Source organism: Anaerolineaceae bacterium oral taxon 439, assembly GCA_001717545.1.
Classification (GTDB): Bacteria; Chloroflexota; Anaerolineae; order Anaerolineales; family Anaerolineaceae; genus Flexilinea.
Genome location: CP017039.1, coordinates 399,601 through 422,557, shown reverse-complemented (window position 1 = coordinate 422,557; position 22,957 = coordinate 399,601). Strand labels below are relative to the sequence as shown.

At 52.0% G+C, this 22,957-nt stretch carries 21 protein-coding genes; 17 read left to right on the top strand and 4 right to left on the bottom strand.

Annotated elements, in window-relative coordinates:
* Window positions 1–182 precede the first annotated feature (182 nt).
* From rbsC to BEQ56_02015, 4 genes are all read right to left on the bottom strand, one after another.
* On the bottom strand, window positions 183–1,130 hold the full coding sequence (gene rbsC / locus BEQ56_02030; protein ID AOH42365.1) for a ribose ABC transporter permease: 948 nt from the start codon (window positions 1,128–1,130) through the stop codon (window positions 183–185).
* Complete coding sequence (locus tag BEQ56_02025) at window positions 1,127–2,632, bottom strand: D-xylose ABC transporter ATP-binding protein (protein ID AOH44358.1); 1,506 nt, start codon at window positions 2,630–2,632, stop codon at window positions 1,127–1,129. Before BEQ56_02025 ends, rbsC begins: the two co-directional genes overlap by 4 nt.
* Before the next feature lie 113 nt (window positions 2,633–2,745).
* Complete coding sequence (locus tag BEQ56_02020) at window positions 2,746–3,786, bottom strand: hypothetical protein (GenBank protein ID AOH42364.1); 1,041 nt, start codon at window positions 3,784–3,786, stop codon at window positions 2,746–2,748.
* Window positions 3,787–3,886: 100 nt separating this feature from the next.
* Window positions 3,887–4,651: a short-chain dehydrogenase gene (locus BEQ56_02015; GenBank protein AOH42363.1), complete on the bottom strand. Its 765-nt coding sequence runs from the start codon at window positions 4,649–4,651 to the stop codon at window positions 3,887–3,889.
* Window positions 4,652–4,958: 307 nt separating this feature from the next.
* Between BEQ56_02015 and BEQ56_02010 the strand changes: the two genes are divergently transcribed.
* From BEQ56_02010 to BEQ56_01930, 17 genes are all read left to right on the top strand, one after another.
* Window positions 4,959–5,159, top strand: a complete 201-nt coding sequence (locus BEQ56_02010; protein ID AOH42362.1) for a hypothetical protein — start codon at window positions 4,959–4,961, stop codon at window positions 5,157–5,159.
* 44 nt (window positions 5,160–5,203) lie between these two features.
* The gene (locus tag BEQ56_02005; protein ID AOH42361.1) at window positions 5,204–6,196 is read left to right on the top strand and encodes a hypothetical protein; all 993 of its coding nucleotides are present in this window, start codon (window positions 5,204–5,206) and stop codon (window positions 6,194–6,196) included.
* 438 nt (window positions 6,197–6,634) lie between these two features.
* Window positions 6,635–7,249, top strand: coding sequence for a transcriptional regulator (locus BEQ56_02000; protein ID AOH42360.1), 615 nt, complete (start codon window positions 6,635–6,637; stop codon window positions 7,247–7,249).
* Window positions 7,250–7,336: 87 nt separating this feature from the next.
* Complete coding sequence (locus BEQ56_01995; protein ID AOH42359.1) at window positions 7,337–7,903, top strand: hypothetical protein; 567 nt, start codon at window positions 7,337–7,339, stop codon at window positions 7,901–7,903.
* A 187-nt stretch (window positions 7,904–8,090) separates the two neighbouring features.
* A complete protein-coding gene (locus BEQ56_01990) occupies window positions 8,091–8,813 on the top strand; it encodes a hypothetical protein (protein ID AOH42358.1) in 723 nt (240 codons plus the stop codon).
* Window positions 8,803–10,194 (top strand): 3-methylaspartate ammonia-lyase, encoded by a 1,392-nt coding sequence (locus tag BEQ56_01985; GenBank protein AOH42357.1) that lies wholly within the window; start codon window positions 8,803–8,805, stop codon window positions 10,192–10,194. The genes BEQ56_01990 and BEQ56_01985 overlap by 11 nt, the downstream gene beginning before the upstream one ends.
* Window positions 10,191–10,505, top strand: coding sequence for an acyl-CoA synthetase (locus BEQ56_01980; GenBank protein AOH42356.1), 315 nt, complete (start codon window positions 10,191–10,193; stop codon window positions 10,503–10,505). Before BEQ56_01985 ends, BEQ56_01980 begins: the two co-directional genes overlap by 4 nt.
* Window positions 10,506–10,523: 18 nt before the next feature.
* Window positions 10,524–11,447 (top strand): protein lplB, encoded by a 924-nt coding sequence (locus BEQ56_01975; protein ID AOH42355.1) that lies wholly within the window; start codon window positions 10,524–10,526, stop codon window positions 11,445–11,447.
* 2 nt (window positions 11,448–11,449) lie between these two features.
* On the top strand, window positions 11,450–12,331 hold the full coding sequence (locus tag BEQ56_01970) for an ABC transporter permease (GenBank protein AOH42354.1): 882 nt from the start codon (window positions 11,450–11,452) through the stop codon (window positions 12,329–12,331).
* 37 nt (window positions 12,332–12,368) lie between these two features.
* Window positions 12,369–13,802, top strand: coding sequence for an ABC transporter substrate-binding protein (locus BEQ56_01965; GenBank protein ID AOH42353.1), 1,434 nt, complete (start codon window positions 12,369–12,371; stop codon window positions 13,800–13,802).
* Window positions 13,803–13,888: 86 nt separating this feature from the next.
* The gene (locus tag BEQ56_01960) at window positions 13,889–15,994 is read left to right on the top strand and encodes a hypothetical protein (protein AOH42352.1); all 2,106 of its coding nucleotides are present in this window, start codon (window positions 13,889–13,891) and stop codon (window positions 15,992–15,994) included.
* Entirely contained in the window at window positions 15,991–16,977 is a 987-nt protein-coding gene (locus BEQ56_01955; protein ID AOH42351.1) for a hypothetical protein, read from the top strand. The genes BEQ56_01960 and BEQ56_01955 overlap by 4 nt, the downstream gene beginning before the upstream one ends.
* Window positions 16,978–17,149: 172 nt before the next feature.
* Window positions 17,150–17,743 (top strand): abortive phage infection protein, encoded by a 594-nt coding sequence (locus BEQ56_01950; protein AOH42350.1) that lies wholly within the window; start codon window positions 17,150–17,152, stop codon window positions 17,741–17,743.
* Between the two features lie 447 nt (window positions 17,744–18,190).
* Complete coding sequence (locus BEQ56_01945; protein AOH42349.1) at window positions 18,191–19,315, top strand: hypothetical protein; 1,125 nt, start codon at window positions 18,191–18,193, stop codon at window positions 19,313–19,315.
* 125 nt (window positions 19,316–19,440) lie between these two features.
* Complete coding sequence (locus tag BEQ56_01940; GenBank protein AOH42348.1) at window positions 19,441–20,409, top strand: branched-chain amino acid ABC transporter permease; 969 nt, start codon at window positions 19,441–19,443, stop codon at window positions 20,407–20,409.
* 13 nt (window positions 20,410–20,422) lie between these two features.
* On the top strand, window positions 20,423–21,922 hold the full coding sequence (locus BEQ56_01935; GenBank protein AOH42347.1) for a ribose ABC transporter: 1,500 nt from the start codon (window positions 20,423–20,425) through the stop codon (window positions 21,920–21,922).
* A 23-nt stretch (window positions 21,923–21,945) separates the two neighbouring features.
* Entirely contained in the window at window positions 21,946–22,905 is a 960-nt protein-coding gene (locus BEQ56_01930) for a ribose ABC transporter permease (GenBank protein AOH44357.1), read from the top strand.
* The last annotated feature ends 52 nt before the right edge of the window (window positions 22,906–22,957 follow it).

The window sequence follows — 22,957 nt, the reverse complement described above, 5'->3', positions numbered from 1 at the left end:
TCGAATAGCGGGCGCCTTTTCCCAGGCTTCGATCGCTGAGCTCTTCAAGCATATCCGTAAATTGATTGTTTTTGCGAGTCTAATTTGCGTTGAGAAATCTGCCGTCCGCGATTCCGAACCTTTTATCGCCCGTTCCAATCTGTCTTTAATTGGAACGGGCGAATCGTTCTGAAGGATTCCTGTTAGTAGTGTGTTTTTCTTTTTTGGAGACAGTCAAATCCGACCGCGAAAAGCAGAACGAGACCTTTAATGATCATTTGCGTATAGCTGCTCACATTCATCAGGATCATACCGTTCGTAAGGCATCCGATAATCATGACTCCGGCGACGACGTTCGACATGAAGCCATGACCGCCCGCGACCGAAACGCCGCCAAGAACGACGCAGGTAATCACGTCGAATTCATAACCGCTTCCCGCCGTCGGCTGAGCGGAATTCGTTCTGGACAGCATAACGATTCCGGCCAATCCGGCGAAAAATCCAGACAGCGAATAAATCATATATTTAATTCTTCCGACCTGGATCCCGGATAATTTGGCCGCTTCCTCGTTTCCGCCGACCGCGTAAAAATTCCGGCCGAAATATGACTTATTTAAGATAAAGGAACCAATCCCAAAGCAAATGATCATGATGATAACCGGCACCGGGACCGGACCGATAAAACCTTGTCCGATGACCTTGAACCGTTCGTCGAAACCGTAAATCGGAATACCGCCGCTGATCAGATAAGCCGCGCCCTCGAAGATAATTTGCGACGCGAAGGTCGCGATAATTGCCGGGATTCCAATCGTCGAGACGAAAAAACCGTTTAAAACGCCGATCAGCGTCGCCATCAGGACGGACAAAATAACCGCGGTCGCCATGCCAAACCCGGCTTTAACCATTAAATAAGCGCAAACAATGTTGACCAGCGTAATTACGGATCCGGCCGAGAGGTCGATTCCCGCAATTAGAATAACGAAAGTCATCCCGACGGCAGCGATCCCGTACATAGATACTTGGCGCGCGATTGTGAACAAGTTTTTTGTTGAGATGAATCTCGGATTCGCGATCGTAAAGCCGATAAAAAGGAAAGCTAAGACAAACCAGATCGCTTTACTTTTGATCGTATTCATTACAGTTGATTTCATTCGACTTCCTCCTTCACCGAAAACGCCAGTTTCATAATCGCGTCTTGGTCAAATTCTTCTTTTTGGAGTTCTCCGGTTATTTTTCCCTGCGAAAGGACGACGATCCGGTCGGACATTCCCATCAGTTCTTCCAGCTCGGAAGAAATCAGAAGGATCGTTTTCCCGCTCTCGACAAGATCATTCATTAACTTGTATATTTCGAATTTCGCGCCGACGTCGATCCCGCGCGTCGGTTCGTCGAAAATAATCAATTCGGAGTTCGCGGCCAGCCATTTTCCTAAGATGACTTTCTGTTGATTTCCTCCGCTGAGGTTTTTGACCTGCTGGTCCAACGTCGGCGTTTTGATTCGCAAGTCATCTTTATACTTTTCCGCGGTTTTCTTTTCCGTCTTTGAATCGATTACCGAAAATTTTGAAATCCGCGGATAAATCGGCATGTTGATATTATTTTTCACGCACATTTCCAATAGTGCGCCATGCCGTTTCCGATCTTCCGGTACGAGCGCGATCCCCAAATCGATCGCCTCCCGCGGCGTTTTGGGCAGGATTTCTTTACCATGAAAAAAGATTTTTCCCGATTCGACCGCGGCGCAGCCGAAAATCATTTGCGCTAACTCCGTTCGTCCGGCTCCTACCAATCCGCCCAGTCCGAGGATTTCCCCTTTACGAAGTTTCAGGCTGATATTTTGATCGCCGTTTCCGTTAAGGTTCCGGAGTTCCAGGATGACCTGATCTTTTTCGATACAATCTTTGCGCGGCGGAAACGACTCTGTCAGGTCACGCCCGACCATGTGACGAATCAATTCGTTCACGTTGGATTTGGCTGTCTCAAGCGTCGTAATATAATTCCCGTCGCGAAGAACGACGATCCGACCCGTCAGTTCGAAAATTTCCTCGAGCCGGTGCGAGATGTAGATAATCGATACGCCTTTCGATTGCAGGAGGCGGCAGATTTTAAACATGCTTTCCACCTCAGCGCTCGTTAACGGGGCCGAAGGCTCGTCCATGATTAAAACTTTGGCGTCCTGCTTAATTGCTTTGGCAATTTCTACCATCTGCTGATATCCGACGGTAAGATCCCCGACGAGCGTTTTGGGATTGATATTGATGTTCAGCTGCGCAAAGACTTCTTTCGCTTTTTTCTCCATTGCTTTTTGGTCAACGACGATCCCGTTCCGAATCGGATTTCCGAGAAAAAGGTTTTCAGCTGCGGACAGTCCTTTGACATTGTTGAATTCCTGGTAAATAATTGCGATCCCGTTTTCCGCCGCTAACTGCGGCGTCATGCTGGTAAATTCCTTCCCGTTCACAAGGATTTTTCCGGAAGTCGGAATAACCGCGCCTGAACAGCATTTGATCAAGGTCGATTTACCGGCGCCGTTCTCACCGATTAATCCTAAAATTTCTCCCGGCTTTACTTCGATTGAAACGTCTTTTAACGCTATGACGCCCGGATATTCTTTGCGGATATGTTGTAATTGTAAAACGTATTCTTCATTCATCATTACAACCGCCTGCTTTCAATAAATAATGCGGGATTACACGATGAACCATCCCGCATTTTTGTCAGAAACTGCTTTTTACGATCCTTCCGGAAAGGTTCGGATACGCGATTCTATTGATAGTCAGCCAGATAGGTATCTACATTGGTTGCGTCGATTACCAGCAGCGGACGCACAAGATTCTGATCCTCAAATTTGTATCCGGTCAGCAGTTTTTCATATAAGTCCACGACCGCGGCCGCAGTCCGTTTGCTCGAGCCTTCGAATCCGATGGAAGCGCGTGAGGCTTGCCCCTTTTTAATCGCTTCCAGCTGTTGGAGCGTTGCGTCAGCCGAGAAAACTCCCATATCGTCGGGAATGTTTCCGCCTGTTGCCGACATGAACGCTTCGTTCGCGCCGATGTCGCCGCCGGCCCCGATGGAGCAAACGACTTTAACGTCCGGGTTGGCCTGGAAAATCGTTTCCATGTGCGAGAGAGCCGTCTGTGCGTCAAGCGCCGGCTGCTGCGCGACGATATCGTATTTGCCGTCCGCGATTGTCTTTAACGCGTCAAGAATTCCGTTTTCCCGCTCGAGAAGAATCGGCGTCTGCGGATAGTTCATGACGGCAACCTGCGCCTTCTTCTCCGCGCTGTAGTGTTCGTTGATGAAGTTGGCCGCAACTTCGCCGATCGCGTAGCCGAGTTTCGTATTGTCGAGAACCCAGTTCAGGTCCGTATTTTGCATCCGGTCATCCCAGCACATGACTTTAATACCCGCGTCCCGAGCCGATTTCAGGTAATCTTCCAACGCTTGAGGATCGGACGGATGAACCATGATGAGATCGACTTCGTTAGTAATGAAATTCTCGATTTGCGAAATCTGTTTCGCGGAATTATCTTCGCAGGACAGAATCGTATAATCCCAACCTTTCTCCTTGATCAGCTTTTCAACTTCGCCGAAAACGCCGGCCCAAAAACTGTTTTCGAGCGATTGGATCGTAATCCCGACTTTAAATTTCTTATCGCTCATTTCGCCTTTTCCTGCGCCGTCGTTTTCCATTGCCGGTTCAGCGGCGTCTGTCTTGGTATCTTTGGCCGGTTCGGAAGTTGCGCAGCCCGTAAAGACACCAATAATGACTAAAACTGATAAAAACAGAATTAAGTATTTTTTCATAGTATGTCCTTTGTCTATTTTCATAACGACGCACAGGCGAATTCCTGTTGTCTCAAACTGAAAAAACGGCTATTCCGGATATGAATCTTCCCTTTTAGATTTAGACGTTGGTGAAACAGCCGTCGATAATCAGGTCGGCGCCGGACGTATAGGTCGACGCGTCGGAGAGAAGATAGATGACCGCTCCGGCTAATTCTTCCGGCGTTCCCATGCGCTTAGACGGAATTGATTCAATCCAAAGTTTCTGCCAATCCGGGTTCGAATTCCCGGTGATTGCGGTTCGGATGTAACCGGGGCTGATGCTGTTAACGCGGATCCCTTTATCGACCCATTCGACTGCCAATGAACTTGTCAGATGTTTTACCGCGGCTTTACTGGCGTTATAGGACGCTTGCCCTTGCGGGATATTGACGATCGTTGCGGACATGGACGCCGTATTGACGATATTGCCGGTTTTGTTATGAGCGACGAGGAATCTTGCGAAAGCTTGTGCAACGTAGAAGACGCCGTTTAAGTTGACGTCGATAACTTTGAGCCAATCTTGCGGATCGCATTCAAGCGCGGGCTTATGTAAACAGATTCCGGCGTTGTTGAATAGAAGATCGAGCGTCCCGAAATCCCTGGCGGCCTGATCTATGCAATTCTTTACCATTTCAGGATCTGTCACGTTGCAGACGTACGCTTTCGCCTTGACTCCATATTCATTAGATATCCGATCCGCGACTTCGCGAGCGTCATTCATATCGAAAATCGCAATGTCGGCTCCTGCGTCGGCGATATACCCCGCGACAATTTCACCGATCCCTTGATATCCGCCGGTGACAATACATACTTTGTTCTTCAGGGAGAAGATATCATGTTTCATTTGAATTGACCTCCTTGTCAAAATGAATAACAATTTTTCAATACAAAAACGGCTTTTGAAAGCCAACATATTGATTTGTTTTATTTAAATTAAAGTCAAATAAATAAAGCCGACAAAAAAGATAACCTTACGTATTATCAGCCGCTCTGCTTTGAAATTAATCTAAAACGACATAATTCAGCGATTGAATATACGATTAATCCGACAAGCTATCGCTTTGGTACATCTTGTTAAGTACAAATATACTTGCATAGAATTTGAATGTCAAGGGTATGTATTGGCGAGTTTACCTGTAGGGTTACCATTGATGCGTTACAGGTCACAAAAAAAAGGCGAATGGAGAAATCTCGTTTTAGTTGAGAGATTTTCGGCTTCCGCTGATGTTTTAATCCAGGCTCAAGGCTCGTTTCGGAAAACGATTTTGGCCGGACTGATCTGGAATCGGATTCCCGCGAAACGGCTGGAAAATACGCCGCTCCTTTTCAGATTAGAGCCATTTATATGGTAAACTTTATCATATTCATCAAATCGGAGCACGCTCAGAATATCAATATGGCAACAACAATTCATGAAGTAGCGAAAAAAGCCGACGTCTCAATATCCACAGTCTCGCGCGTATTGAATAACTCAAGGTACGTCAGCGGCGCAACGCGGGAAAAAGTCAACGCTGCGATGGAAGAACTCGGCTACCGGCAGAACCGCATCGCGCATTCCCTGCGCAGCCGGGAATCGAATTATATCGGGCTGATCGTTCCCGACGTTGCGAACGAATTTTTCGCGTCGCTCGCGAGTACGATCGAAAAAACGATTCGTCAGCAGGGATACAGCCTTTTCCTCTGCAACTCGACTGAGAATCAGGAAATCGAGAACCGCTATATCGAATCGCTGATGGGGAATCAGGTCCGCGGAATTATTATCGTCTCCGCCGGGAACCCGCCGGAAGACGACCTTCTTACTGCGAATATCCCGATCGTCCTGATCGACCGGTTAAGCCATGATCCCGGCCAAACGGGCTGCGTCATGATCGAGAGCGACAACCGCAAAGGCGGAGAAATCGCCGCCGAAGCGTTCCTCCGGCGCGGCGCGCGGCGCTTCCTTTTCATGGGGGATCATCGCAACATGCGCGCCATGCGGCGCCGGCGGATCGGTTTTTCTGAGACGCTCTTTCAAAACGGCATTCCAGGCAGCGATTACCATGAAATCCTGCTCCCGATTTCCGCGGCCGCAGCGCGTGAAACCGTCCGTCAGGTCTGGGCAGAAGGACCGTTCGACGCTGTATTCTGCGGAACCGACCTGCTCGCGATCGGCGCGATCAAAGGCTTTAACGATATCGGCGTGCGCGTCCCGGACGACGTCCAGATTATCGGCTTCGACGGGATTGAATTAGGCGAGCTGACCGTTCCGTCGCTGTCGACCATCCGTCAGGACATCCCACAGATGGGGCGAATCGCGGGGGAGTCCATGATCCGGATGATCGCCGGGGACCCGACAAATCAGAAAACAATCCTGCCGGTAGAATTCGTCGGGCGCGGCACGACGCGTTAGCGTCGTCCAAAAAAGGTCAGCGCTTCGATCGCTGGCACGATACCCCGGCAGGCGGATTGGCAGGGACAAAGAAGTCCGCGATATCGCCCGACGTTCCCCTGAATTGGGAAATATTCTCGCTTCTGATCTCGAACGAACGATTCACGAGCCGTTTTAAATTATGTTTCACAATACTTTAGCATTGCTTTCCGAAACCCGATTTTCTGCGTTATTGTCTTCGTCGCGAATGGATATCTCTTTTTCTCTGGGTTTCGCAGACTCAACGATAAACGAGATTTCTCCATCCGCTGTTTTTTCCTGCGCCCTGTAACGCATCCATGGGAATCCTGTAAATCCTGCTGGTCCGGATTCCTGTATGGCCTTGACAAATGAAAGCGAACAGTGTATTCTATTAATCGTTAGCGTACACTGTTCGCTTTCGGCTGTAAGGAGCGATTGATGCCAAAAGATAAAATTGAGAATCATGAAAAGATAATTACAGCCGCAAAGAAGGAATTTATGATTTATGGCTTTAAAGATGCTTCTATGCGGCGGATCGCATCGGATTCCGGGATGAGCGTGTCCGGCCTGTACAAGCATTTCCCCAGCAAGGAGAGCATGTTTGCTGCCCTGGTAGAGCCTGTGTATGACGGTTTTGTCGAACTGTACCGTAAAGCCGCTGATGAAACGCACCGGACCTTGAATACGACGGATCCCTCCCATATCTGGGAGCATTCTGACGAGATTACGCGAGTCATGAAGTATATCTATGAACATTTCGACGCTTTCAGCCTGATTGTCTGCAAAGCTGAAGGGACCCGGTATGAGAATTTTCTGCATAACATGGCAAAGATGGGGGAAGAAAGTACGCTGAACCTCATGGAGCAGCTTATGTCCATGGGGATAAAGTTGAACGATTTCAGCATGAAAGAATTTCATCTGTTAACAACGACCTATGTAGACGCGATTTTTCAGGCGGTACGGCACAATTTCACAAGAGACGAGGCATTTCATTATGCCGAAACGCTCGATAAATTTTTTACCCCCAGCTGGAAGGCGTTTTTTGGCTATTGATTGCAGATCAGTTTTAAACGATAGCGGCGCTGCCGCTATAAAAAATCATCATAAGTCAGACTCATCTGGCGGAAAGAGGAAAATACCATGAACAAGTGGAACTTAAAGAATGTATTGTGGATGCTTCTCTACACGATATTGTATGGTATCGGCACAGCGCTTGTGTGCGTGACGGGAATGATACATCCGGTTTTTTTCGTTTTATACCAGGCTACAGCGGGAATACTGCTTACCGGTATCGTTCTTAAAGCCTTTGACAGAGTAAAAGCGCCGGGAGCTGCGGCGTTCTTATCGGCAGGACTAGTGATCATGCTTTTCATTATCCAGGATGCGACGCGCTGGCATCTTATTCCTGTGATTATCATTGCGCTCGCTGCAGAACTTTTTCGCTGTGCATTCAAGTATAACTGGACGGGAAATCTTGCGGGAACCGTGATAATGACTTTTTCTACTTTCGGATATTATAGCCAGATATGGTTCCATCGTGCTTATACTTATGAAGTTGCTGTTGAAGATATGCCCGCGGGTTATGCGGATACCTTGATGTCGTACAGCCCGGCATGGACCCTCCCTGTGGTTCTGATTATCGGCATTGCTTTATCGATAGCAATTGCAAATATTACCGCAAAGCTGTTCAAGCTTGACAGAGCGTAAAACGAAAGGAATGCATCCGCGATAATAATCCTCGCCTGCGCCGTTTCGCCAGCCAGCGGATTTGCAGTCAACGTCAATCGTCACCCAAATTCTATGACAAGACTCATGACAACCATGCCCCCAGGCATCGTGGTTCTCAGGTACAATAGTCTTATTGTAGGACAAATAAAGGATTGGACGATTTGGAATGACGACGGAGACACGACTGAAGTTCAGGCCGATTCGCAGCGACCGGCTTTCCGATAAAGTCGCTGAGCAGCTGCTGGAAAAAATTCACTCCGGCGAATTAGCCCCAGGGAGCCGCCTTCCGAGCGAAACCGAACTTGCGGATCAGCTCGAAATCAGCCGCGGGGTCATTCGCGAAGCGCTGACGATTCTTCAGGCGCAGGGCTATATCCGTCGACGCCCGAAGGAAGGCACCTTTATCGAAGAAACGCTTCCATCCAAAACGGTCACTCTCCCGATTGGCGAAATTCTCCGCGACGCAACCTATTTTGACCTGATCGAGTTCCGCGAAGCGATGGAGCTGAAAATCGCGGAACTCGTTATTGAGCGCGCAACTGACGAAGAAATCGCCGGGCTGGTCGCCGCGGCGGAGGATCTGGCTGAGGACGACCGGACACAGCGCACAATCGATCATTATTTTCATTATCGGATGGCGGAGCTGACGAAGAATAACTTCTTCATGAATTTTATCGATACGTATTACGACCTGATCAGCGAAATCGCTGAAATGGGACATACGAACCAGGTCCGCCGAATCGAGATCATGCAGGAACATTTGGCGATCGCGACCGCGATCCGCCGTCGCGACCGGCGCGGGACCGGCGAAGCGGTCCAGAATCACATGCGCCGGCTGAAAGCGTCGACGGCCCGGAGGATGAAAAAAGGCGGCGCGGATGAAAGCTGAGTCGTTCAGGATCTTATCGCCCTGCGGGATATTAGGGTACGGTTTCCCGGACGCATCATTCGACAGGGGCCTCTCTGAAAATCCGGACGCAATTATCGTCGACGCCGGATCGACCGACGCTGGGCCGCATAAGTTAGGCGCGAACGTCGCGATCGTCAGCCGCCGCGCATATAAAAAAGACTTATCACGCTTGATTCATGCGGGATTCGCCCACAAAATACCAGTTATCGTCGGTTCGGCGGGAGGGAGCGGCGCGAAAGCGCATGTCGATTGGACGCTCTCGATTCTCGATGAAATTCTTGAAGACCTTAACAATAGCGAATCACATCTCCGCGTCAAAATCGCCGTGATCTCCGCGGATATCCCCAAGAAGCTCGTTAGAGAAAAGCTTGCGGAAGGAAAAATTACACCGATGAGCCGGACCGTCCCGATCCTGACAAAAGAGGCTATCGCTGAAACAACCGGCATCGTTGCGCAGATGGGTCACGAACCGATTCTGGAAGCGCTTGAAAATGGAGCGGATATCGTGATCTGCGGCCGTGCGTACGATCCGGCGCCGTTCGCCGCCGCCGCGATTCGAGCCGGCTTCGATCCGGGGCTGGCGTATCATATGGGAAAAATTCTCGAATGCGGAGCGCTTTGCGCCGATCCGGGAACAGCAAAAGATTGCATTCTCGGCGAGATAAAACAGGATTGTTTCGAGGTACATTCGCTGAATCCCGAGCTCCGCTGTACGAAAACCTCCGTCGCAGCGCATACGTTTTACGAAAAAGCCCACCCATACCTCCTCCCCGGCCCCGGCGAACTGCTTGATTTGGAACGCTGCGAATTCAGCGAAGTCCGTCCCGGCGTTATCCGCGTCAGCGGCAGCCGTCTCCATCCCGTTTCTCCGTATCGGATTAAGCTCGAAGGCGCACGTCGGATAGCATATCGGACGTTCACGATCGCCGGTGTCCGCGACCCGCTTCTGGTTGGAGAAATTGAGAAAGTCGAAACGCTTGTCCGCGAAAGTATCCGCGCTCAATATGCTGATCTCAATCCGGAAGCTTATCAGGTCAATTTTTATAATTACGGGAAAAACGCGGTCATGGGCGAGGCGGAACCGGCCGATACCCCGGCGCATGAGCTCGGCGTTCTCTTCGAAGTCGTCGCCGAAACGCAGGAAATCGCTTCAACCGTCTGCGCTTCAGTGCGTTCAACTTTTTTACACTACGGCTATTCCGGACGCAAGTCAACCGCCGGCAACCTCGCTTTTCCCTTCGCGCCAAGCGACGTCGAATTCGGCGCTGTCTACGAATTTTCAGTGTACCACCTGATGGAAATTGACGATCCAAAAGCGCCTTTCCCGATCGTTTACCGGGAGATCGGCGGGACAAAATGACAAAGCTGTACGATATCGCGAAAGTTCTCCGAAGCAAGAACAGCGGCCCGTTTCAGATCACGCTGGACGTCCTTTTCGAGAACGCCGAAGATTATCGCCGCGTCGTCCGGAGCGGCGCTCTGACGCGAGAACGGATCGCGTCGCTTTACCGGATCCGGGTCGAAGATATCGCCGAACTCGTTTTCTTCGAGCCCATGCTGGGAATCAAGATTACCTACGACCGGACGGGGCCGTCGTCCGGAGCGGTCGGCGAGCGCGACGTCTACGGCGCGCAGCAGCACGCCCCGCTTCTGAATATCGAAATTCCATGAAAAGAAAGGGGAACTGGCATGAAAGATAACCTGCCTCGAAGATTGAACGAACGCGGCTTCTTTCGTCGAATCTACGACGAGCGGATCCTGTACCTGATGATCCTCCCGACGCTGATCTTTTTTATATTGTTCCGGCTTTGGCCGATTTGGAATATGCGCCTGGCGTTTTACAGCTACAGTTCCCGCAGCGCGTGGAAATTTGTCGGCATGAAATATATCAACCTGATTTTCAGCACGCCCGGCTTCATGAGCATCCTCCAGAATACGCTGATCATCAGCTTCATGAAGTACGTTCTGCTTTTCCCGTTTACTGTCCTGTTTGCAATTTTATTAAACGAACTCCGCTCGTCCGGCTTCCGAAAATACGTCCAGATCGTTACCTACCTGCCGCACTTTTTATCCTGGGTTGTGATCGCCGGAATCTGGATCCTCGCGCTTTCGCTCGACGGCAGCGTCAACCAGATTCTCGGGATTTTCAACCTGCCGCGCGTCGACTTCATGACCGACCGGGGATCGATCCGCTGGATTCTGATGTTCTCCGAAGCGTGGCGCAGCATCGGCTGGGACTCAATTTTCTACTTTACTGCGATTCTAAGCATTCCGGCTCACCTGTTCGAAGCGGCTGAAATCGACGGCGCGACCCGGCTTCAGGTCATCGGCAGGATAATCCTGCCGGCGCTCGTCGCACCGATGCTGACCGTGTTTATCATGAATCTCGGCTTTTTCCTGAACGCCGGCTTCGATCAGGTCCTGAATTTTTCGAATAACGCGATCCTGAGCACGATCGATATTTTAGATACGTATATTTATCGGATCGGAATCGAAAACGGCCAGTATTCGCTGGCAAGCGCTGTCGGCCTCCTCAAAGGCATAACCGGGACCGTCCTCGTCCTGGTTACCCATTTCCTTTCCAAGCGCTTTACCGGAGAAGGAGTCTGGTAATAATGAAGCGAAAACTCTCCCTTTCACAGCTTTTCCTGATCGCGATTCTCTTCCTGGTCACGCTGACGATGATCGTTCCGATCCTAAACATCATCGCAAAATCATTTTCCTCCCCGGAAGAATCGGCTCGCATGGGCGGGTTGGCGATCCTCCCGCGCAGCTTCGACCTGATTAACTATCGAATCGTCTTCAATCATCCGGCGCTGATGGGGGCGCTGATGAATTCAATTTTTATTACCATCGTCGGGTTGGCGATCAATATCCTGCTGACCTGCTCGGCGGCATACGTCCTGACCCGACGCGGATTAACGCTGAAAAAGCCGCTGATGGTCTTCCTGATTTTCATGATGCTCTTCGATCCCGGAATGGTCCCCGAATACCTCGTCATTAAGGATATCGGGCTGATGGGAAGCCGATGGTCCGTTATTCTGGTCATGGCGGTAAACGTCTACTACCTGATTATCCTGATGCGCTATTATCAGGCGATTCCGTCGGAAATTTACGAAGCGGCGGAGATCGACGGGGCGGGGCATTGGACAACGCTCTTCCGGGTCGTATTTCCGCTGGCGAAGTCCGGAATCGCGACAATCACGATGTTCTACGCGGTGATCCGCTGGAACGAATATTTTCGAGCTGGTATCTACCTGACGAAAACGAAGGACACGACGCTTCAGGTTATCCTCCGCCAGTTCGTTATTCTTGGCGATACGACCTCGATCGTTGGACAGCAGAATCTGTACAACTACAACGAATTAGCGCGGATAGACTACAACGCGCTGCGCTGCGCAACGATCGTCGTCTCGATTATTCCGATCCTCCTGCTGTACCCGATTGTCCTGCGCTATTACGCGAAAGACGTCATGGCAGGCGGAGTCAAAGAATAATAAGTTTATTTTTATCTGTTTATAAAGGAGTAAGACAATGAAGAAAAGTATGTGGTTGTTCGTTGTATTGGCGGTCCTTTGCGTAGTTGGTTCTGCCGCGGCGCAGGGAATCGGAAGTCCGGAAAGCCCGGTTAAGGTGACGTATTTATGCAAAGACGTCGTCCCGACCGAAGAGTCCGTGATTCAGCTGATCGATCAGGTTGAAGCCGCGATGGCGAAGATGGGGAATTATGTTGATATTGAAGTCCTCGAAGCTCCAGCTGGGAAATATGCGGACGTTGTACCGATCGCGTTCCGCACGGAGCAAATCAACCCCGATATTATCTATTTTCAGGGCGGCGATCTCCCGATTTCGCAGGAAGGCCTCCTCGAAGATCTAACCGATTTTATCGCCGGCTCAGAAAATGTTCAGGCGCTGATGGGCGACCATAACCGCGCGGCAATTAAATCGTATCCGTACCTGCTCTGGCTCGCCCCCGGCCGGGTCCAGATCCCGGTTATCCGCAAGGACCACTATGAGCAGCTGGACAGCGCGAAGAAAGTCGCCGAAGATCCAACGACGGAAAATTATTACGCGATGTTCAAGGAAATGAAAGAGAAGGGCCTTTGCGACTACGCGATTACGACCGACGGCGGGATTATCAGGCTGGATAATATATTCAACCATGCGTTCGGCGTCACGGCGACGATCGTCAAAGACGGTGAAAACTGGGTCTACGCCGCCGCGACCGAAGCCGAGAAGAATAAGCTTGAATTTTACGCGAAGCTGTACGCCGAAGGGCTTCTTGATAACGAATACGTCACGAAACAGTGGGACACGATGGAGCAGGCGTTTTACGAAGGGAAATCCTGTATGGTCGCCGGGACAGCGGGCGACGTCGTCAACGTCTACAATAACAAAATGATCCAGACGAACGGCGACGCGACCGAACTGATCGCGCTTCCGCCAGCGAAGGGTATCTCACAGGCGTACAAGTCACTCGACGTTTCCAAAGAACCGCGCGGCTTTGCGATCAACGCCTATTCAGAAGTCAAAGATGCGGCCTGGGCGGTTCTCGACTTCATGGCCAGCCCGGAGGGACGTATTTTTGATAAACTCGGACTCAAGGACGTTCATTATACGATGGACGGCGATCGATATGTTTTGACCGATAAATTTCCGGAATGGTGGGCGCGCTTCTGGCCAACGATGAATGGACTTGACCTGAGCAAGGTTGATGGTGAAGTCCTGACCGCACCGGCGCTGGATTCGCTCGCCAAGGCCGATCAGTATTTCGCCGCCGACGTCAACGTGATTCTGCCTGAGGACCTGCTTCCGCTCAAAGATGCGATGGATATGCTGTACACTGAGTATTCGACCGATATTATCCGCGGGGTCCGCCCGATCGAAGACTTCGACGAATTCGTTGCGAAATGGAACGAAGCCGGAGGAACGCAGATTACCGAATATCTGAACAGTGTTTTGAACTAAAGATTCTAATTTGACCCGGACGCCGCTTTTTTTCAGCGCGTCCGGGATTTTTTTAAACCGGAGGAGGAACCACGCGGTACGCATTTATGACACAATCAATTTTAGAAAAAATTTACGCTGGATTTCTTGGAATGAATATCGGGATTCGCCTGGGCGCGCCGGTAGAACCGACGGTCTGGACCTATGAGCGAATTCGGCATTATTACGGAGAAATTACCGATTATGTAAAATCGTTCAAGAACTTCGCGGCGGATGACGACGCGAACGGCCCCGTTTACTTCCTGCGGGCGCTGAAGGATCGCGCCGGGAACGGGAGAATGACCGCGAACGATGTTGCGGAAGCATGGCTGAATTATGCCCGCGAAGGCGTTGGCATGTTCTGGTGGGGCGGATACGGAGTCAGCACGGAGCATACCGCATACCTGAACCTGAAAAATGGAATGAGCGCGCCGGAATCCGGCTCGGCGAAGGTCAACGGGATGACGATCGCGGAACAGATTGGCGGCCAGATCTTTATCGATACCTGGGGGCTGATTTTCCCCGGCCGGCCGGAAAAAGCGGCGGCTTATGCGACGACAGCCGCTTCCGTTTCGCATGACCGCAACGGCTTATACGGGGCGGCGTTTATCGCCGGCTGCATTGCCGCCGCGTTTGAGACGTCCGACGTGGATCGGATAATCGAGATTGGCCTCAGCCTGATCCCGGAAGAGAGCGATTACGCGCGCGTCGTCCGGGATGTCGTCCGCTTTCGAAACGAAGAGCCGGACGACTGGCGGTCCTGCATAGCGTACTTACAGCAGACCTGGGGATACGATAAGTTCCCCGGCGTCTGCCATATTATTCCGAACGCCGGCGTCTGCGCCATGGCGTTAGTTTACGGACGAAACTTTGCGCGCGCGGTTGAAATTGCGACGATGGCGGGCTGGGACACCGATTGCAACGCTGGAAATGTCGGTACAATCATGGGCGTTGCCGACGGCCTCGCCGGTATCCCAACCCATTACCGCGACCCAATTAACGACGCAATCGTCCTTTCGGGGATCTCCGGCTATCTGAATATTCTGGATATTCCGTCGTTCGCGAAAGAACTGTATCAGATCAGCCAGTTCCTCCGCGAGGATGAGGAAACGCCGGTCCCAATCGATCTGAACAAATCCGGTTTGATTCATTTCGATTTTGAACTGCCTGGGTCGACGCATAATTTCCGCCTCTCGGACCCGAACGCTTTCAGCCTTCGACAGTCGACCCGTTTCTCACATTCGGGCAGCGGATCGCTCGAAATACTCGTCGACCGCCTTCAGCGCGGACAGTCAGGGAAAGTCTTCTATAAGCCTTTTTATCGACGAGACGACTTTAACGACACCCGCTACAGTCCCGTCTTTTCTCCGACGGCGTATCCGGGCCAAACGGTCTCGTTTTGGCTCATGGCCGAGAAACACGGCGGCGAAGACCTCCTGATCAGTCCGTACGTCCGAAACACGGCGACCGGGCGCGACGTCTTAATCAGCGGATTTTCGCTCGAAAAACCAGGCTGGCGCCACGTCATTTTCCAGATTCCGGATCTGGGCGGAGCGGTAGCCGACGAGATCGGGTTTTGGATCGAGTCGAATTCATCCCGGAAAAATCGCGATTTCCGAAGCGTCTATCTCGATGACTTTGAGATCTTCGGTCCCGCGAACTACCGGATCGACTTTTCGCAGTGCGTGAAAGAGTTCGACTCAATCATCCCGTTTTCCCACGATCACGGCGCCTGGAACCTCGTCGACGGGCGGCTCGAAACGTTCAGCCTGAACGGCGGCGAGGCGATGACCGGAAATTATTTTACCCGGAACGTTCAGCTCGAAGCTTCGGTTATTCCCTGCTACGGGTACAGCCACCTGATTTCCCTCCGGGTCCAGGGCGCGCAGCGCGGCTATTACGCCGGGCTGAAAAAAGGCGGGCTGGCGATTTATCGAAAGACAGCGGGTCGCTGGATTGAGCTGGCCGAGAAGGCCTGTGACTGGACGTTCGATCGCGAGATAAAACTTGGATTTCGAGCCGAAGCCGAGCGTTTGACGCTCTCGGTCGATGGACGGGATGAATTATCGGTTACCGACGATACGCTTCAATATGGCATGGTCGGATTGGCGAGCTGCGAAGGGGGAAGGAGCTCGTTTGGAAATTTTCGGGTAAAGGAATTAGAAAACGCATGATTACACGGGAAGATTTAGCGAAAAACAGTGCGTTCCGCCGCGAGAAGGCAGTCGGAGCAATCTGTGGATTGGCGATCGGCGATTCGCTCGGCGACGCCGCGCGGACGCAGGAGAATCGGGCGAACTACGGATTCATCACCGATTTCTCGGGAGGCGCGGTCTGGAGCACGGACGACACCGAATTTGCGCTCCTCACGGCGCAGACGATGATCCGCTGCGGCGGGGAACTCACGCAGGAAGCGGTTACAGCCGCCTGGCTTGAAAACGTCGCGGTTCAGGACGAATTTAAACGCGGCGGCGACAGCGAGGTTGAAGCGGCGAATAACCTGCGGCGCGGACTGCGCCCGCCGCAATCGGGCATGTTCAATACGTATCACCTGAGCGATGGAGCGGCGATGCGGATTGCGCCGATCGGCATCGCCGCTGCCGGGGATCCAAAAGCCGCCGCCCGGATGGCAGAGATTGACGCCTCGATCAGCCATTCGATGGATGGGATCTGGGGCGCGCAGGCAGTAGCGGCGGCGGTTTCGGTCGCGATGGTCGACGGGACGATCGATGAAATCCTGGCTACCGCGATGGACTGTGTTCCGGAGGATTCATGGCTGTATGCGAACCTGACGGCAGCCTTCGAAATCGTCGAAGCGGCGAATTATGACGTTGCTGCAGCCTGGATGAAGCTGCATGACCGTCTGCGGACCACGAAATGGGCGACAACGGCAGAAGCGATCCCGTCGGCATTCGCCTGCTTGCGGCTGGCGGGCGCGGATTTCCGGAAAGGCGTAACGCTGGCGGCGAATTTCGGACGCGACGCCGATACGATCGGCGCGGTCTGCGGCGCGATTTTAGGAGCGAAGTATGGGGTCAGCGCGATTCCGGCGGACTGGGTCGAAAAAACGCGCTATCCGTCCGGGACCTGCCTCCAGTTCACGAAGGGTATTGATCTGATCGAGATCGGCGAGCGGCTGGCGGAGCTGATCCGCTGAGGATGAATTGCGCAGGGGCGTCCGCCGTCATGGGGACGCCCCGCATGCGCGTCAGGCTAGGCCGGCTTTTTTTAAATGTTTCCTGAGGATCCGAGTCGAGAGGATCGCCTGTTGACAAACATGCTCATTTCGGTTACAAAAAGAGCATGACTGTCAACAGAAAGCTTAAGACATGACAATACCCGTTAAACTCCAATCTGTTCTGATGCAGTATGGCGGTATGGTCACCTCCGCGCAAGCGAACGCTGCCGGCGTCTCCAACGAACGTCTGCGTCTGCTGGTGAAGTCCGGCAATCTTAACCGGGCAGCCTATGGCGTTTACGTTCTCCCTGACGAATTCGCAGACAAGATGTACGCCGCGCAGTTAAGGCGGCCGAAAATGATCTACTCACATGAAACAGCGCTGTTTCTACATGACCTGACCGACCGTGATCCAATCCACTACACAGTGACCGTTCCTACCGGATACAACGCCAGAAATCTGCGTCGCGATGGTTTCACGGTGTTCACGATCAAACGGGAATTGCACGATCTGGGAGCCACAGGACTTATCACACTTTTCGGACATACGGTCAAAGCTTATGGCTTGGAGCGCACGATCTGCGATATCCTGCGAAGTCAGAACCGGATGGATATTGCGGTCATGACCGACGCTATAAAACGTTATGCCGGACGCAAGGATAAGGATCTGAATACGCTCATGCAGATGGCGGAGACGTTCAACGTCGACAGGCGCTTAAGAAGCTATTTGGAGGTGCTTTTATGAAAACGTCGACGCAGTTGAAAGCGCTCGTACGGAAGTCCTGTAATGATTGACCTTTGGGGGAAGTACCGTAAGAAATATACCTATGCCGATAAGGTGACTTGGGAAATGACGATCGGCGCGATTCGCATGCTGGCGGAGCTGATCCGCTGAAAAAAAGGGGGACGTCACACTATTCTCAGCGACGTCCCCCTCTTTTTTTTAATCCCCTCATCATCCACCTGTCAATATATTCCCAGCTTTCCCACGAATCATAGAGCATGGATATATGTTCCAACTCAATTTCAATGAACTTAAGCTTAACAGAATATGACTTAAATCATATTTACGTCGGTTCACGCCCATGATACACTAATGATAACGATCCCGTGAACGTTATCGAAAAAAATTCAGGTGTTTTTGCGGAATTTCCGCTGATGAGTAACAAAGGATTATCAAGAAAGGATTACCATGAAGAAGATTGTTTTGAGTTTGGTCGTTCTCGTTTTTGCGTTGACCGCCGCGACGTTCGCGGTCTCCGCGCAGGCTGAAATCAACATCGGCGTCTCGATTTGGAGCTCGACCGATACCCTCGGCAGCGAAGTCAAGCGCATGATCGACGCGGCCGCCGAAGCGCTGGGCGACGTGAACGTAACTTACGTCGATCAGGGCCATATCTCCGAAAAAGTCACCGATTCCGTTGAGCAGCTGGCGCTGGCTGGCATGGATGGGATTATTCTCTGCAACTCCGCCACCGCTGAGATGAACGCGGCGATTAACACGGCGGACGAATACGGGGTCTACCTCGCGCAGTTCTTCCGCGCGATTAACCCGGAAGCGAACCCGAACGAATATGAATTAGCCAAAAAGTCGAAATATTACGTCGGCACGGTTCATGAATCGGAAGTTGACAATGGGATGCGCCTGGTTACGATTCTCGCCGAGAAGGGCGCGCGCAAGATCGGCCTGATGGGCTGGGAAGCGGGCGACGCGACGTTCCTCGGCCGTTGGGAAGGGTATCAGGCGGGCGTCGAAGCCTGGAACGCCGCGCACCCGGACGATCCGGTCGAACTTCTTGAACCGCAGTACGGCGGGACGACCTCCGATACCGGCCGCGCAACCGCCGAAGCGATTATCAACGCCAACCCGGACATCGACGCCTTAATCGCTGCAGGCGGCGGGGGCGATACGCTGATCGGCGGATTAGCGGCGATCGACGGGCTCGGCTTAACCGGTAAGATTCAGGTCGCCTCGACGGATTTCCTCCCCGATCTCGACGAACAGCTGGCGAAAGGCGCAATGTCGGTCGAATCCGGCGGTCACTACGCCGATCCGTTCTTCGCGTTCATGATGATCTATAATACGATTAAGGGAAAATATGAAACGCCGGAAGATAGCTTCCATGATATGGTCTTCCCGTACATGTACGTGGCCTCGACAGAGGACTACGCCAAATACGCCGAATATTTTACCGGCGACGCGCTTCCGTATAACGCGGATGAAATCCGGGCGATGGCGGATTACAGCTATGAAGAGCTGAATGAAGCCTGCGAATCCTTATCGGTTGAGGATGTCGTCTCCCGCCACAGCAATTAATAATTTCAAGCTGATTTTATAAACGAAGGACCGCAAGGCTGAAAAGAAGTCCTGTAGCTCAGTCTTGCGGTCGTACATGATCCGTCTGAATTCGCGATCCGCGAAAAGCGATCAGGGAGTCCCTTATGAGTCTAAGCCAAAGGTTCGAAACCTTACGAAAGAGATTAACGGTCGGGCCAGCGTACGGCGTTATGATCTTGTTGTTCCTTGCGGTCTTTTTCTGGGGCGTATTCAAGATTATCACCCCTGAAAATTTTGGCAGCACGTCGGCGCTGGTGAATTACTTCCTGTCCAGCATCATTTACTCCGTCGGCGGCTGCGGGTTGTTTTTTATCGTCGTCATGGGAATGTTCGATTTCAGTATCGGAGCGAACGTCATTCTGTCCTCGATCGTCGGCGTTATCGCCTCGACCTGTTTCGGCTATCCGGGGTTATTGGTTGGCTGTATTGCCTGCGGAACGCTGATCGGGTTCCTGAACGGTTTTCTCTATATCAAGCTGCGGATCCCTTCCATGATCGTCACGGTCGGCCTGATGCTGATTTTCGAGAGTACAGCGTACTTCGTCGCAGGCGGAAAAAAGCAGACGCTCGATACGGCGCTCCGTGCGTTCGGGAAAGCGCCGGCGAGCCTTATCCTCGCCATTTTCGCGTTTCTCCTGATGAATTTTATCCTGCGCAACACGAAAATCGGAACTTATTGCTGCGCGATCGGAAGCAACGAGTACATCACTAAAAATATGGGCATCAACGTCGATAAATACAAGCTGATCGGTTTTGTCCTGACCCATTTCTTCGTCGGAATCATGGCGGTTCTGACGGTCAGCTACGGCTGGTCGATGACGGCGATTACCGGAATGGAATCCATGGGACGGAACTTCACGCCGCTAATGGGGACGTTCCTCGGGCTCGCTTTCCGAAAATATGGCATTCCGGTATTGGCGATTATCATCGGCGAGTTTATCATCTCGATCATCTTCAATGGATTTATCGCGATCGGAGCGCCGACGACGATCCAGAACGTTGTAACCGGCGCCGCGCTCCTGATCATCGTGACCCTGACCGCCCGTCCCGAAAAGGGCGCGGTCGTCAAGTAAGCGGGAGGCAGACATGACCGATTCTATTCTTCTGACTTCTGAAAATTTATGTAAATCCTTCGGAATTACGAGAGCGGTACGAGACGTTTCATTCTCGATCCGGAAGGGCGAGATTCATGGGCTCATCGGCGAAAATGGATCCGGAAAATCGACGTTCTCCGCGATGCTGACCGGAATTTACACGATCGACTCCGGACGATTTATTTTAGACGGCGCGGAATACCGCGCCGGGAACCAGATCGAAGCCAACCGCAAAGGCGTTTCGATTATCGTCCAGGAAACCGGGACGGTTGACAGTTTGACCGTCGCGGAGAATATCTTTCTTGGAAAGGAAGATCAGTTCGTAAAATTCGGCGTCAAGAATACCACATGGATGAACCATGAGGCACAGCGGCTCCTCAGGGAATATGGGTATGACCGGATCAAGGCGGAAGTCGTCATCGATCACTATAACTTTGAGGATCGAAAACTGATCGAAATGGTCAAGGCGACCTATTTCAACCCGAAGCTCGTCGTCGTCGACGAGACGACAACCGCGCTGAGCCAGGAAGGGCGTCTCGAACTATACGACCTGATGGATAAAATCCGCGCGGACGGGCGGACCGTGATCTTTATTTCGCATGACCTCGCCGAAGTCATCGCGCATACAGATCGAATCTCGGTGCTCCGCGATGGAGCGTATATCGATACGGTCGAGACGAAAAACGTTACGGAGGACGACCTTCGCCGTCTCATGGTCGGACGCGAGCTGGGAACGCATTATTATCGGACCGATTATGACGAGGCGAAACCGTCCGACGTCGTTCTACGCGTTCGGAACCTGAGCGTTCCCAAAGCGTTTTCGAACGTATCGTTCGACCTGCATCAAGGCGAAATCATCGGGTTCGGCGGTTTAAGCGAATGCGGGATGCATGAGCTCGGGAAAGCGCTTTTCGCGGGCTCCTACGGCCGGACCGGAAAGGTAACGCTCGCGGACGGGACGGAAATTAATTCAATCCCGACCGCGATTTCGCGCAGCGTCGCCTACGCGTCCAAGGACCGCGACAGCGAATCGCTCGTCAGCAACACGAGCATTCGCGACAATATCTGCCTCCCGTCCATCGAAGATTTATCGTTAAACGGCTTGATTTTCAAAAAGAACCTCGATAAATTCGCCGATGATAACGCAAGCCGGATCAGCGTCAAAATGACCGGCATTGCGCAATCCGTCTCGGAACTCTCCGGCGGCAATAAGCAGAAAGTCGTTCTTGCGCGCTGGCTGGGAAAAGGTTCCGATATCATGATCTTAGACAGCCCGACGCGCGGAATCGACGTCAAGGTCAAAGCGGATATTTACAGCTTAATGACGGAACTTCGGAATCAGGGAAAATCGATCATCATGATTTCCGAGGAAATTCTGGAGCTGATTGGAATGTGCGATCGGATTTTAATTATGAGGAACGGTTCGCTCAGCGGCGAGTTTCTCCGGAGACCGGAGCTGAACGAAGAAGACCTGATCGCGAAAATGGTGTAGGGGCAGATATGGCAGAGAATTCCATTTCAAAAGCGAGCGAAAACGCTCAACGGCGCAGCGCGAATCGGGCGGCGCTGGTTCGGGAGCTCTTCCCACTCATTGGGTTGATCGTTATTTTTATCTTTTTCGCGATCTTTACGAACGGTCGGATCCTGAAGCCGGCGGCGGCGAAATTAATCCTGAGCCAGGTCTATGTCCCCATGATCGCCTCGTCCGGCGTCTTCCTGATCATGACCGTCGGCGGTTTAGATTTTTCTCAGGGATCGCTTCTCGGGATCGTCTCCATTGTTATCAGTTATCTATCGTTCTACTCGATCCCCCTTGCGGTTATCGCCGGCGTCGCGACCGGCGCGGCGATCGGCGCGTTCAACGGTTTGTTCCATGTCCGGTTTAAGATCCCGTCGTTTATCGTCACGATGTGTTCGATGTTCCTGTTTCGCGGCTTCTGCGCCTATTTTACGACGAACGCCCCGGTCGCGGCTTCGCGCGAGATAACGGATCTGAATCTGGATGGACTGAAAATTGCGACGGTTATCGTCGTTCTCCTCATCCTTTTTTTCATCTTTACCTTTACAAAAGTCGGAATCAACCTGAAAGCGATCGGCGCGGGCGAAAAAGCGGCCCGGTTCGCTGGAATCCGGACTGACCTGACGAAGTTCATGGTTTTCATGTCCGCAGGCGCAATTACAGGGATCGCCGCATTCCTGAACGTTATCCGCGTCGGCTCGATCACGGCGACGGCCGGTAACCAGCTCGAAACGCAAATTCTGATCTCGCTCGTTTTAGGCGGGATGCCGATCTCCGGCGGAGCGAAAGTCCGCTTTTCAAATATTATCGTCGGCTCCCTGATTTACGCAATTCTGAATAACGGGTTGGTTATGATGCGCTACGACACGGCAATTCAGCAGCTTATCAAAGGCGTCATTTTCTTAGCGGTCGTCGCGCTGACGATCGATCGAAAGGCGATTCGGGTTATCAAGTAAGGAGAAACTGATCCGCCTGTTTTCAGGCTTGAACGCTCAAAGCACCTTGAAA